The organism is Allobosea sp., assembly GCF_030695125.1.
Classification (GTDB): domain Bacteria; phylum Pseudomonadota; class Alphaproteobacteria; order Rhizobiales; family Beijerinckiaceae; genus Allobosea.
In genome coordinates, this window is sequence record NZ_JAUYTP010000031.1 from 332,112 (window position 1) to 344,057 (window position 11,946).

At 66.5% G+C, this 11,946-nt stretch carries 13 protein-coding genes, 2 tRNA genes and 1 riboswitch; of the genes, 3 read left to right on the forward strand and 12 right to left on the reverse strand.

Annotation, left to right across the window (positions count from 1 at the left end):
* Positions 1 to 145: 145 nt before the first annotated feature.
* On the forward strand, positions 146 to 454 hold the full coding sequence (locus Q8S38_RS13530) for an Rdx family protein (RefSeq protein WP_305680939.1): 309 nt from the start codon (positions 146 to 148) through the stop codon (positions 452 to 454).
* Positions 455 to 606: 152 nt separating this feature from the next.
* Here Q8S38_RS13530 and Q8S38_RS13535 read toward each other — a convergent pair whose 3' ends face one another.
* From Q8S38_RS13535 to Q8S38_RS13560, 6 genes are all read right to left on the reverse strand, one after another.
* Positions 607 to 1,221, reverse strand: a complete 615-nt coding sequence (locus tag Q8S38_RS13535; RefSeq protein WP_305680968.1) for a thiamine phosphate synthase — start codon at positions 1,219 to 1,221, stop codon at positions 607 to 609.
* Between the two features lie 11 nt (positions 1,222 to 1,232).
* Complete coding sequence (locus Q8S38_RS13540; RefSeq protein WP_305680940.1) at positions 1,233 to 2,006, reverse strand: thiazole synthase; 774 nt, start codon at positions 2,004 to 2,006, stop codon at positions 1,233 to 1,235.
* 13 nt (positions 2,007 to 2,019) lie between these two features.
* Positions 2,020 to 2,217 (reverse strand): sulfur carrier protein ThiS, encoded by a 198-nt coding sequence (gene thiS / locus Q8S38_RS13545; protein ID WP_305680941.1) that lies wholly within the window; start codon positions 2,215 to 2,217, stop codon positions 2,020 to 2,022.
* Positions 2,201 to 3,196 carry a glycine oxidase ThiO gene (gene thiO / locus Q8S38_RS13550; RefSeq protein ID WP_305680969.1) on the reverse strand — a complete coding sequence of 332 codons (996 nt, stop codon included), beginning with the start codon at positions 3,194 to 3,196 and terminating at the stop codon, positions 2,201 to 2,203. Before thiO ends, thiS begins: the two co-directional genes overlap by 17 nt.
* Before the next feature lie 90 nt (positions 3,197 to 3,286).
* A riboswitch (TPP riboswitch) is annotated at positions 3,287 to 3,386 on the reverse strand.
* Positions 3,387 to 3,473: 87 nt separating this feature from the next.
* Positions 3,474 to 4,592 (reverse strand): mandelate racemase/muconate lactonizing enzyme family protein, encoded by a 1,119-nt coding sequence (locus tag Q8S38_RS13555; RefSeq protein WP_305680942.1) that lies wholly within the window; start codon positions 4,590 to 4,592, stop codon positions 3,474 to 3,476.
* A gap of 227 nt (positions 4,593 to 4,819) precedes the next feature.
* Positions 4,820 to 4,895 (reverse strand) — tRNA-Phe (locus Q8S38_RS13560).
* 201 nt (positions 4,896 to 5,096) lie between these two features.
* On the opposite strand from Q8S38_RS13560, the gene Q8S38_RS13565 reads away from it, so the two are divergent.
* A tRNA-Ser gene (locus tag Q8S38_RS13565) sits at positions 5,097 to 5,187 on the forward strand.
* A 69-nt stretch (positions 5,188 to 5,256) separates the two neighbouring features.
* On the forward strand, positions 5,257 to 6,708 hold the full coding sequence (locus Q8S38_RS13570) for a site-specific integrase (protein WP_305680943.1): 1,452 nt from the start codon (positions 5,257 to 5,259) through the stop codon (positions 6,706 to 6,708).
* 226 nt (positions 6,709 to 6,934) lie between these two features.
* On the opposite strand, the gene Q8S38_RS13575 is transcribed toward Q8S38_RS13570, so the two are convergent.
* From Q8S38_RS13575 to Q8S38_RS13600, 6 genes are all read right to left on the reverse strand, one after another.
* Positions 6,935 to 7,432 (reverse strand): hypothetical protein, encoded by a 498-nt coding sequence (locus Q8S38_RS13575; protein WP_305680944.1) that lies wholly within the window; start codon positions 7,430 to 7,432, stop codon positions 6,935 to 6,937.
* A gap of 118 nt (positions 7,433 to 7,550) precedes the next feature.
* Positions 7,551 to 8,393, reverse strand: coding sequence for an IS21-like element helper ATPase IstB (istB, locus tag Q8S38_RS13580; RefSeq protein ID WP_068075174.1), 843 nt, complete (start codon positions 8,391 to 8,393; stop codon positions 7,551 to 7,553).
* An 11-nt stretch (positions 8,394 to 8,404) separates the two neighbouring features.
* On the reverse strand, positions 8,405 to 9,904 hold the full coding sequence (gene istA / locus Q8S38_RS13585; RefSeq protein ID WP_305680945.1) for an IS21 family transposase: 1,500 nt from the start codon (positions 9,902 to 9,904) through the stop codon (positions 8,405 to 8,407).
* A 102-nt stretch (positions 9,905 to 10,006) separates the two neighbouring features.
* Positions 10,007 to 10,351 (reverse strand): ParB/RepB/Spo0J family partition protein, encoded by a 345-nt coding sequence (locus tag Q8S38_RS13590; protein WP_305680946.1) that lies wholly within the window; start codon positions 10,349 to 10,351, stop codon positions 10,007 to 10,009.
* A gap of 4 nt (positions 10,352 to 10,355) precedes the next feature.
* The gene (locus Q8S38_RS13595; protein WP_305680947.1) at positions 10,356 to 11,099 is read right to left on the reverse strand and encodes a ParA family protein; all 744 of its coding nucleotides are present in this window, start codon (positions 11,097 to 11,099) and stop codon (positions 10,356 to 10,358) included.
* Between the two features lie 220 nt (positions 11,100 to 11,319).
* Positions 11,320 to 11,526: a hypothetical protein gene (locus Q8S38_RS13600; RefSeq protein WP_305680948.1), complete on the reverse strand. Its 207-nt coding sequence runs from the start codon at positions 11,524 to 11,526 to the stop codon at positions 11,320 to 11,322.
* Positions 11,527 to 11,946 lie beyond the last annotated feature (420 nt).

An 11,946-nucleotide genomic window follows, 5' to 3' on the forward strand; every position in this document is an offset into this window, starting at 1 on the left:
CTCTGATGGCTTATGTTCCCGCTCCTTAAAGCTATTCTAAACAATGACTTAGACGCCTCTTCACGCCGGCCGGTCATGCCTTGAGAGGGGTTGCCAGCCGGACCTCCGCGGCCGATGCATCGGGCATCGACGCCCGAGGTGCCCCATGACCGAGACCAAGCCCCTGCCCCGCATCACCATCACCTATTGCTCGATGTGCCAGTGGATGCTGCGCGCCGCCTGGCTCGGCCAGGAGCTGCTCTCGACCTTCGGGCAGGATCTCGGCGAGGTCGCGCTGATCCCGCGCACCGGCGGCATCTTCCAGATCCATTACGAGGGCGAGCTGATCTGGGACCGCAAGAGCGAGGGCGGCTTCCCCGATTCCAAGGTGCTGAAGCAGCGCGTGCGCGACCGGCTCGATCCCGAGCGCAGCCTCGGCCATGTCGACGGGCATGCGGCGGTGGAGAGCGTTTGAGGGCGCGCGTCTGTCAGACCCAGTTCACGCGCAGGTCATCCCGGACAAGCCGCGCATGCGGCGCAGATCCGGGATCCATTCCTGAACCTACCCGGACAGCGCTCCGGAATGGATCCCGGGTCTCCGCTTCGCTGCGCCCGGGATGACCGCGTTCAGGTGATTTGCGCTTTACCACGCGTCGCCGCGATCCAGGCCTTCAGCCGGGCTTCCGGATCGGCGTTCAGCGTGATGTCGGTGACTGCCGAGACGATGTCGGCGCCGGCCTCGAACACGCCCGGCGCGCGCTCCAGCGAGACACCGCCGATGCCGACGAGCGGGATGGCGCCGATCCGGCGCTTCCAGTCGGTGACACGGCCCAGCCCCTGCGGCGCCCATTTCATCGCTTTCAGGATGGTCGGGTAGACCGGGCCGAGCGCGACATAGTCCGGCTGCGTGCTCAGCGCGCGCTCCAGCTCCGCCTCGTCATGGCTGCTGACGCCGAGCCGCATCCCGGCCTTGCGGATCGCCGCGAGATCGGCGCCGTCGAGATCCTCCTGGCCGAGATGGACGAAGTCGCAGCCCTCCTCGATGGCCAGCCGCCAGTAATCGTTCACGACCAGGACACAGCCGGCCTGCGCGCAAAGGGTCTTCGCCCGGGCGATTTCGCGGCCGGTCTCGGCTTCGCTCCGGTCCTTGACGCGCAGCTGCACCAGTTTGACGCCGAGCGGCAGCATGCGGGCGAGCCAGTCGGCGCTGTCGAAGATCGGGTAGAACGGGTCGAGCTTCACGGTGGATGCTTTCACGAGAGGAACGCCTTGCCCATGACCGGGGTCGAGGGTGCGGCCATGTCGCGCGCCTCGATCGGCTGAGCTTCGAACGCATCGCGACCGGCCTCGATCGCCTGGGCGAAGGCCTGCGCCATCCGGACGGGGTCGCCTGCCTTGGCCACAGCCGTGTTGAGCAGGATCGCGTCATAGCCCAGTTCCATCGCCTGGGCGGCGTGAGAGGGCAGACCGATGCCGGCATCGACCACGAGCGGAATGCCGGGGAAATGCGCGCGCATGCTGCGCAGGCCGTAGACATTGTTGAGCCCCCGCCCGGAGCCGATCGGCGCGCCCCAGGGCATCAGCACCTCGCAGCCGGCATCGAGCAGGCGCCCGCCAACGACGAGATCCTCGGTGGTGTAGGGGAAGACCTCGAAGCCGTCATTGGTGAGGATGCGCGCCGCCTCGATCAGGCCTACGACATCGGGCTGGAGCGTGTCGTCCTCGCCGATGACCTCGAGCTTGATCCAGTTCGTGCCGAAGACCTCTCGCGCCATCTGGGCGGTGGTGACGGCTTCCTTGACACCGTGGCAGCCGGCCGTGTTGGGCAGCACGCGCACGCCCAGATCGCGGATCAGCGACCAGAAGGCCTGCCCCGCCCCGCCCTCCCCGGCCTCGCGCCGCAGCGAGACAGTCACGATCTCGACGCCCGACGCCTTCACCGCTTCCGCCAGGATGGCGGGGGACGGATATTGCGCCGTGCCGAGGAAGAGCCGGCTCTTCGGCTCGAAACCATAGAAGCTCGCCATGTCGGTGGTCCTCTCAGCCGCCCTGCATCGGGGCGACGACCTCGATGCGGTCGCCCTCCGCGAGCGTGACGGTCTCGCGCTTGCGGGCCGGGACGAAATCGCCGTTCACCGCGGTGGCCACGACCTTGCCGGCATAGCCGAGCTCGGCCAGCGCCTGATCGAGCGTGGTGGCGGCGACCTCGCGCGGCTCGCCGTTAAGCAGCAACGTCATGGAGCCTCTCCGGAATGCTGGCGGGATCGAGCAGGGCGTCCGCCGCCAGCCGCGCCATGGCGGGGCTCAGCAGAAAACCGTGCCGATAGAAGCCGTTGACATGGATGACCCGGCCACGGCGCGTCAAACGCGGCAGGTTGTCGGGGAAGGCCGGGCGCGCATCGACGCCGATCTCGACGATCTGCGCCTCGCCGAAGGCCGGATGCAGCGCATAGGCGCCGCCGAGCAGCTCCAGCATCGAACGCGCGGTGACGGCGCTGCGGTCGCCGCCCTCGATCATCGTCGCGCCGACCATGAAGATGCCGTCCGCACGCGGCACGATATAGAGCGGGATGCGCGGATGCAGCAGCCGAATGGGGCGCGACAGGGTGACGTCGCGGGTGCGCAGCAGCAGCATCTCGCCCTTGACGCCGCGCAGATCGGGCAGCGCCTCGCGGGCGGCGAGCCCCCGGCAGTCCAGCACGGCGTCGGCAGCCACATCCTCGGGGGCGACCTCGCGGCCGTAATGGATGCGCCCGCCCAGCGCGACCACCTTCGCCGCCAGCCCTGCCAAGGCGAGGCGCGGATCGAGATGGCCCTCGCTTTCGAAGAACAGCGCCTTGCCAAAACGTCCGGCGAGATCAGGCTCGAGCGCGGCGATGGCCTCGGCCTCGATCTCGACGAGATGGGAGGTGCGGCTGGCGAAGCGGCGCAGTTCGGCGCGATCGCGACTGGGGGCGACCACGAGCGTGCCCTTGCGGACGACGCCCTCGACATGGCGCTCCCACCAGGCGGCGGCCTCCTGGCCAAGCCGCACGACCGGCTCCTCGGCGCTCTCGCCCTCGCACCAGGGCGCGAGCATGCCGCCGGCCCACCAGGAGCAGGCTTTCGCGCCAGCCGTGTCGCCCCTCTCGAAAATCTCGACCTCGTCGCCACGGCCGAGCAGTTCGACCGCGCAGGCGAGGCCGACGACGCCGGCACCGACGATGCCGACCCGCAGCGGCGGGTTGGACCGGGACTGGATGGATGCGTGCGGCATGCCCTACCCTCGCGGCCGTGAAGGCTGCGGACGTGGCAGGACGGGTGAAGCGACACTGCGACGACCGTTCCCTTCGCCGGCATTATCCGGATCAGGTTCGATGGGTTGGCGACTTGCGCCTCTCAGCCTTGCGGCACCCCAACGGATCGACCCCAATCTAGGCACGGCGGGCCGCTCGGGCAACCCTGCCAGCCATTCCCGGGCCGCCGCGCAGCCATGTCCCCCCTCATGAGAGGAGTCAGCCCAGCGGCTTGGCGAAGCGGGCGAAGGCGTCGCTCGTGGGCGTCGTGCCGGCGCCGGGCCGCTGCGGCTTCAGAAAGCAGCCATCGACGACATTGGCTGGCTCCTCGAAGGCGTCCTTGATCCAGGGGATGTATTCCAGAACCGGCGTCGCCTGGTGCCAATAGGCTAGATGGACATGGACCTGGCTCATCTCGCCGGCATGGGGCGCAACCGGCAGGCGGCTCGCCAGAGCGAGATCGGCGACCTGAATGTATTCGGTGATACCGCCGAGCCGGGTCACATCGGGCTGGACGTAGTGGATGGCATCCGCCGCGATGAAGGCGCGGAAGGCGTCCAGCGAATAGAGCTGCTCGCCGAGCGCGACGGGGATCGACGTGTCGCGAGCGAGGGCCGCATGCGAGCCGACATCGTCATACCAGAGCGGCTCCTCGAACCAGAAGATGTCGAGCGGCTCGGCGCGGGCGCAGAAGCGCTTGCAGGTCGGCAGATCCCATTTGCCGTTGCCGTCGATGGCGAGCGAAACATGCGGGCCGACCGCCCGCCGCACCGCCTCGAGCCGGCCGATGTCGATGCCGGGATCGGCATGGCCGACCTTGACCTTGATGCGGTGGAAGCCGTCCTGCTCGACGGCCCTCCGGCAGCCCTCGACGAGCTGGTCCCTGGGGATCGAAAGCCAGCCGATATCGGTGTTGTAGGCCTCGAGCTTCGGCTTGCTGGCGCCGCCGAGCCAGTGCCAGAGCGGCACGCCGGCCTTCTTCGCCTTCAGATCCCAGAGCGCGACATCCACCGCGGCGAGCGCGAGCTGGGTGATGCCGGCGCGGCCGACCCATTGCAGCGCCGGATGCCGGGCGAGCTTGACCCAGAGCCGGTTGGTCTCGGACGCATCCTCGCCGACCAGCAGCGGGGCATAGCAGTCACGGATGCAGGCGGTGATCAGCCGGTCGGAGGCCAGATCGGCATGCGTGCCGGTGAAGCCATAGCCCTCCAGCCCCTCCTCCGTGACGATCTTGGTGCCGACCACGCCCCAATGGCTGATCCGATGCGTCGAATCGGCGATCGACCCGCCGGTGACGGGAATATGCAGGATGAAGGGTTCGATTCTGGCGATGCGCATGGCTGTCCTCACGGGCCTCCGCTCGCGACCATCGGGGCCGCGGCGGCTTGTTGGGCAGGAGACGACCACAGCGCGAGACGCGCTTCAACGCCGGATGCGGCGCGGCCGACATGCAAGTGCAGGAGGCTGCTCGTCAGCGCCGTGATCGTGCGAGGTCAGGCGCGGCGACGTGCCGGCCCGGGCCCGGGAACGGGCCGAGGAGATGATGTAGACTGAGGAAAAAGGAATGGTGCCCAGAGCTGGAATCGAACCAGCGACACTGCGATTTTCAGTCGCATGCTCTACCAACTGAGCTATCTGGGCGCCGGGGACGCGTCAGCCGCATCCCTGTTGGTCGGCGCGGTATAGCCAGTGATGGCGGGGCTGTCCAGTCGCTTCGTCGGCTTTGCCGTCACGATCGCGCCAAAGCGGCGCAACACGTCCGGGGCGCCTTGGAGAAAGCGGCGGGAATGTCGGCGCGACGGCTTGTCAAAGCGGGCGGCCATCGGGCATAGAGCATCCAACGGAGACGTGGCCGAGAGGCTGAAGGCACTCGTTTGCTAAATGAGCATACCCCAAAAGGGTATCGAGGGTTCGAATCCCTCCGTCTCCGCCACATTATCCCAGTCAGCAAAATCAGCCACTTAGTTCTCCGCCATCCCGCATTGTAACCGGGATTGTAACCGTGCACCTCACCCGAAACGGTGACGCCTTCGTCTTCCAGATCCGGGTCCCGCGCCGACTCGATCCTGGTTTGACACTTTCTCCGATCCGTCTGACCCTTGGTGCCATGCCGAATTCGCAGGCCCGTCCTCTGGCGACGGCGCTGGCGGGACTGGCTCATATGGAATTCGCGCGGAGGGCGAACGCGTTGGCGAGCGGGACTGCAACTGCACTGCGTGATGACGTGTCGCATTCGCTGCAGGCCGCCATGCCGATCCTGCTCGGCCTTGGCGCCCTGAAGCCTGGCGCACTCTCGCCGGCGGTGCAGGACAAGGCCATTGCCGCAGTCTTCGACGCTCTGGGCGAGATCGGACGTCAGCGTGCGGCCAGTGCCGGTGCCTTCGCTTGCGAGGACATCCGGTTCGAAAAGCCCTTCGTCGAAGCGCTGCGCTCGGAGAACGGGGCGCGCGACCTGCTCGGCATGCCCCGTCTGGGCGGAACGGCGATTGATCGGGTCGAGCAGACGATGAGCGCGATGGCCGAGCGATTGAACGGGCTCGAGCAGAACCTGCTGTCCCGTATCGGCCCGGCCCCGGGGGAGTGGCGCGGTCCGCTGTTCAGCGAAGCCGCCGATAAGGCGATTGCCGCCAAAGTCGAAACACATGGCGCCGACTGCGCCGACATCTCCAGCCTTCGCCTACGCCGAGACATCTTCATCGCGCTGATCGGCGACCGACCGATCGACAGCTATGCCAACGACGACCTGCAGCGCTTCGCCAACCGATTGAGCTGGATGCCGGCGAAACTGACCAAGCAACCCGGCTTCGACATTGCGAAACTCGATGAGATCATCGACGCCAACAAGGTCCGAAAGGGAGCGGGTCTCGCCGAGAGTACCATCCAGTCCTATGTCGGCCGCATCCGGACCATGATTGTCCGGGCCTGCAACGACAAGCGGCTCCAGCACGGCCTGACCGATGTCCCCACGATCCCTGTCAATGCCGCACCGCCGATGCCGCGGCTGGCACCGGACAAGACCGAGATCGGCAAGGTCGTCGCGGCTGGTATCGCCACCGGGATCCTGTCCGATGCGATGCTGCCGCCGCTGGCGATCCTGACGGGCCGCCGCATCGGGCTCCTGACGTTCCTGCGTCGCGAGCAGATCCTGCGCTACAACAACGCCTGGTGCGTCTTCCCGGTTGGTACGCAGAATGTCGATGGTGTCGTGACCCGCGTTCCGGCGAAGTCCGCCGCTTCGCTGCGCTACTACGTCCTCAATGACTTCTTTGCCCGCTGCGGCTTCATCGCCTGGGCCAAAAAGGCCGACGGCCCCGTGTTCGAGCATTTGATGAAGGCGAGCGATCCTGCCGATGCCGCCCAGAAGCGTATGGGGCGGCTTTATAGGAAGGCCGAAGTCGATCCCGCGATCGCAGGCACATTCCATGGTTTGCGCTCCGCAAAATTTTCGCCATGAACGCTCCCGGTCTACCGATGGTCGGGCTCTGCGCTTGCAGCTCGGCCACGCCGTGCAGGATGAGCATGACGGGTACGATCCAGTCCTGACGGACGAGGAGCTGCAGCATTTTGCGGAAGCGCCGATGCCTGCCGGCATCGAATGGAGCCAGTTCTACGGGCTAGATTTCGAGGCCTACTCTCGGAGGGTGCCGAAGGGTGGCAGACCCAGGAACTAGCGGGGCTGCTTACTTGCCTCGCAGCCAGAGGCAGTAGGCCAGCGATAGGAGCGCTCGAGCGCGAGCGAAGAGGCCGCCAGACCGTTTGCCCCTGCGACCTGACAGGACCAGATACAGCCTTTCAACCAGCAACTTGTCTTGGCATAGGCAGCTGACCAGCTCTGCGATCTGCCCATCCTTGAACACTGCTCTCATTGCCGCGCGAACGGGTGGCTCCCGATCGATTCGGCGTAGAATGCGGACCGCTTGCCGTAGCGTGAGAACCCCTAGATCCGGTTTGAGACCCGAGCCGAGCCTCACGCTCAGTTCAGCGATCTGGGGGTTCGCAGCAACAATCCTGACGGCTTCCGACCGGGCTTCATCGAGATCGGTCTTGGCGAGATGGTGCAGGAGCTCGCGGGCTGGCCCCTCTATCGGCACGACCAGATTGAGCTGGCCCAGGCCGTCACTCTTCATCTTTTTGCGTTGGGTTTCCTTCCGCTCGGCATCGGCAGAGCGCTTTGTCAACGGCGGTCGGATTCCAGGCCATCGGGGCGGAGTAAAAGCAGGCCAGTGGCGGCGCCGGAGGACGATATGCAAAGGGCCCCGATCGGGGCCCTTTGCATATCGTCGCGTTCGTTTCTGATCAGCCTCCGGTTATCTCGCCGGTGTCGGGATCGACGCGCTCTGTGGTGGCCTGGTTTTGCTCCGCCGCGGCGGTGGGGCGCCGGCGGCCGGCGGATTGCTTGAGACGGTAGCTATCGCCGTTCATGGCGAGGATGCTGACGTGGTGGGTGAGCCGGTCGAGCAGCGCGCCGGTCAGCCTTTCCGATCCCAGGACCGAGGTCCAGTCCTCGAAGGGCAGGTTCGAGGTGACGATGGTCGAGCCGCGCTCGTAGCGCTGCGAGAACGTCTCGAACAAGAGTTCGGCACCGGTCGGCGACAACGGCACATAGCCGAGTTCGTCGACGATGAGCAGCTTGACCGCCTGCAGATCGCGCTGAAGCCTGAGCAGGCGGCGCTCGTCGCGGGCCTCCAGCAACTGGTTGACCAGAGAAGCCGCGGTCGTGAACGTGACGGAGAAGCCCTTCTGGCAAGCCGCCAGCCCAAGCGCCAGCGCGACATGGGTCTTGCCGGTGCCGCTATTGCCGAGCGCGATGATGTTCTCCCGGCGCAGGATGTAGCCACAGCGCGCCAGTTCCAGGACGAGCATCTTGTTGAGGCCGGGGATGGCGGCGAAATCGAAGGTGTCGAAGCTCTTCACCGCCGGGAAGCGCGCCGCCCGGATGCGCCGCTCGACCGTGCGGCGCTCGCGGTCGATGAGTTCGAGCTCGATCAGGCGCAGCAGATAGCGCGGATGATCGACGCCATCACGTGCGCATTCGCGGGCGACCTTGTCGTACTCGCGCAGCACCGTCGGCAGCTTCAGCTGCTTGAGATGATGCGCCAGCAGAACCTGTGGCGTGCCGCTGGTCGTTCCCGTCGGCATCGCGTCGCTGGTCATGCTGCTTCCTCTGGCAGAAGCACGGCATAGTCGGCGGCCGAGGTCGTCCTGACCGTCGTCTTCGGCAGGTGGGGATAGGCCGACAGGTCGAGACGGGCCGGCCTGCGCTCGATCCGCGCCAGCGCGATCAGCTTGACCGCGTCGAAGCCGATGGCGCCGAGCCGGATCGCCTCGGTCACGGCGAAGCTCACGATATCCCGCGGCATCGCCTCCAGCAGCCGCAGCACCTGGATGAACTCGCGCTTGCCGCGGTTGCCCATGCGAGCTTCCAGCAGATGGCGCAGGTGCTGGAAGACCTCGGGCAGATCCCAGCCTTGCAACGCCGCCGCCTGGTCGAGCGCATTGGGCTTGGTCTCGATCAGCGCCAGATAATGCAGCGGGTTGGAGACGAACACGCCCTCGCCATAGCAGCGCGGGTGACGGGCAATCTCGTCTCCGCCGCACAGGATCACGACCGCATCGACGAAGCCCTTCACCACGACATCCTGGAAGCCATAAGCCGTCGGCACGGAATAGTCGTTGGAGCGGTAGCGCACCAATGCGGTCGAGGAGACCCGTGCGCTGCGCTTCTCGCACGGCTCCAGCGGCACGGCCGGCAGGTCGCGCAACGCCGCCAGATCGGCGACAAGCCGTTCTCCGATCGTCCCAGTGTGCCGTCCGGCTCGGTCGCCCTGCCGGAGACGGCAACGCTCGGCCAGCCTGGCGTTCAGCGCCTCAAAGCTCGCCGCCACCGGGATCGGCGTCATGAAGTTCGAGCGGGCGTACTTGACCAGGCCCTCGACCTTACCCTTGTCGTTGCCCTTGCCTGGACGGCCGAAGCGATCCCGGAACAGGTAGTGGCTCACCAACTCCGTGAAGGCGCGCGTGCGCTCCCGCCGGCCCTCGCCACAGATCTTCGCCACCGCGATGCGCGTGTTGTCGTACAGGATCGACAGCGGCACCCCATCGAAGAAGCCGAACGCCGAGACGTGCCCGTCCAGGAATGCTTCCGTCGTCTCCCGGGGATAGGCCTTCACGAAGCAGGCGTCCGACTGCGGCAGGTCCATGCAGAAGAAATGGATCTTCTGCCGAACCCCGCCAATCACCGCGATCGCCTCGCCGAAATCCACCTGGGCGTGTCCCGGCGGGTGCGCCAGCGGCACGAAGGTCTCGCGCCCGCGCGCCCGGCCGATCCGCACGTAATCCTTCACCACCGTGTAGCCGCCGGCAAAGCCATGCTCGTCGCGCAGACGTTCGAAGATCCGCTTGGCCGTGTGGCGCTGCTTCACCGGGGCGCTCCGGTCAGCCTCCAGGATCGCGTCGATTACCGGCAGCAGGGGACCCAGCTTCGGCTTCCCGGCAGGCTTCGTTCGCGTGTACCCCGGCGGCAGCGAGAACCGGCACATCTTCGCGATCGTCTCGCGGCTCAGACCGAAAACACGAGCCGCCTCCCGACGGCTCTTATCCTGGTTGAAAACAAAATCACGAACCGCCGCGTAGACCTCCACAGCGAACATCCCCGCCAACCCCAAAAGGGACCAGCCTATCCAGTGGACGGGTTTTACGCCGCCCGAACCAGCACAATCACCGGCGCTCCACTGGTTGGTTTTGTCACCGCCCTACACATTCTCGACCATCTGAGCGTAAGGGTTCGCTTCATCACCGTCCTGAATGAAGATGGGCGCCTCATTGAGCTCGGCGAGCTTTGCCGCGCGATAGCGCCGTGCGCCCATCACGATGATGTAGCGGTCAGCCTGCTCCGAGCGCCTGACCACGATCGGCTGGAGAATGCCGTCGATCAGGATCGAGGCCGCAAGGTTTTGTAGTTCCTGCTCGGAGAACTCGCGCCGCGGCTGGTCGGGATCCTCGTCGATCAGGTCCAGCGTGACCTTGAGCGGCCGGCCGTCTGACGGGTTGCCGACAGCGACGTCCGCAAGGTCCTTGAAGCTCAAATCCAGCGCCATGCGATCACCCCATCTGCTCGACGATGCGCGACAGCACGGTGCGGATCTCGCGACCGGCCTCCTGCGCCGAGCGCTTCTTCAACGTCCAGACCGGAACGCCCTCCGCCACCGCCTCGGCATAGCCGTCGCGCGCGACGATGTGGCCCGGAAACACGTACTTGCCGGCCTCGCGCAGAAGCTGATCGAGATGCGCCCGCTGGCGCGGCGACTTCGTGTTGAAGTTCGACGGCAGCAGCCCCAAAAATCTCATGTCGGAACGGCCATAGCGCTGCTGCACGCCGATCACGGTCTGGAGCAGCCCCTTCACGCCCTTCACCGAATAGTCTTCGAGGTAGATCGGCGACAGCACATGGGTCGCGGCGACGAGCGCGGCCACGCTGCGCAGGCCCAGCGAAGGCGGCGTGTCGATGACGCAGACGTCGAATGCATCGCTCACCGAGCGAAGATTGTCGCGGAACTGCTGGATGCCGGCCGCATCTCCTCGGTCAACGTCGGTGAGCGAGCTGTCCGAGGCAGCCAGCGTGATCCCGTCGGCTCCGCCAGCGACAGGCGCCCTGCCCGGCCGAAACAGCTCGGCGGCGGTGACGTCGCCGCGATGCCGCTTCATCGTGTCGGTGGCGTTGCCCTGGGCATCCGCGTCGATCAGCAGCACGCGACCGCCGGTCTCGGCGAGGTGCCAGGCAAGGTGGACGGCGAGCGTCGTCTTACCGACGCCGCCCTTCTGGTTGTTGATCACGATGGTCTTCATGGCGAACGCGACATGACGCTGGTCCCGGCAATTCCGATGCGGGACGCCTTCTGACGGCCGATCGCGGCGATGACGTGACGGTGTGGTTCAAACCACACCGCAGCCGAGGCGCCATGGACAACTCGCGCCTGCCGCAGCGAAGCAAGCGCAGGCGCGGGCGACATGCGAAAAGCCGGCCCGACGCGTATCGCGTCAGACCGGCCAGTTCAATTCGTGATGCTCAGAACGGCAGTGCGGCAAGCTCCGCTGCGTGAACCGCAGCCCAGCGTTCGACTTCCGCGAAGTACGCCGTCTCGGCCTCGCTGCGGTCCTGCTCGGTCAGGACTTCCAGCTCGCGCTGCGCGTCGCGGCGCTCACGCGGTGTCAGGCAGCCAATGTTCAGTTCGGCCTTGAGTTCGGCAATCTGCTGATCGATCGGCATCGTCATGAGAACCTCCTTCGTCTCGAATGGACGAAGGCGCGCCACGCGTTGGTGGAGACCGGGTCAAGGATCGGCGCAGCCGACCGCCAGAGGCGGCGCGTGGGGGAGCCGAAATGCGTCAGCATTTTGGGGGCACCGCGCGTCCTTGAGGCGGGCTCCGCCGGCCGTACACTGGGCCGACCAGAGAGCCCCTCCAGTTCGCGCGGGAAGCACCATGACCGCTGATACAGCTCAGAGCGTGCGAAGATGGAAGTGTGGTTTGAACCACAATACGTCTGTCGACGGCCTCGGGTCGCTGTGGTTTGAACCACACAAACTGAATGAGGGGAACGGGCAGGATGGTTGCGCCGGCGCTGCCGGGGCCGAAAGGATTGGCCCCGCCTCGCGGCGGGGCCATCTTGGGCTGGCCTCAGTCGCGCGTCGGCC

Excerpts from the sequence above, each read along its gene's own strand:
- Q8S38_RS13530 (WP_305680939.1), top strand. The coding sequence starts at position 146 with ATGACCGAGACCAAGCCCCTGCCCCGCATCACCATCACCTATTGCTCG.
- Q8S38_RS13540 (WP_305680940.1), bottom strand. The coding sequence starts at position 2,006 with ATGGCGAGCTTCTATGGTTTCGAGCCGAAGAGCCGGCTCTTCCTCGGC.
- thiS (WP_305680941.1), bottom strand. The coding sequence starts at position 2,217 with ATGACGTTGCTGCTTAACGGCGAGCCGCGCGAGGTCGCCGCCACCACG.
- Q8S38_RS13555 (WP_305680942.1), bottom strand. The coding sequence starts at position 4,592 with ATGCGCATCGCCAGAATCGAACCCTTCATCCTGCATATTCCCGTCACC.
- istB (WP_068075174.1), bottom strand. The coding sequence starts at position 8,393 with ATGCCGACGGGAACGACCAGCGGCACGCCACAGGTTCTGCTGGCGCAT.
- istA (WP_305680945.1), bottom strand. The coding sequence starts at position 9,904 with ATGTTCGCTGTGGAGGTCTACGCGGCGGTTCGTGATTTTGTTTTCAAC.
- Q8S38_RS13590 (WP_305680946.1), bottom strand. The coding sequence starts at position 10,351 with ATGGCGCTGGATTTGAGCTTCAAGGACCTTGCGGACGTCGCTGTCGGC.
- Q8S38_RS13595 (WP_305680947.1), bottom strand. The coding sequence starts at position 11,099 with ATGAAGACCATCGTGATCAACAACCAGAAGGGCGGCGTCGGTAAGACG.
- Q8S38_RS13600 (WP_305680948.1), bottom strand. The coding sequence starts at position 11,526 with ATGACGATGCCGATCGATCAGCAGATTGCCGAACTCAAGGCCGAACTG.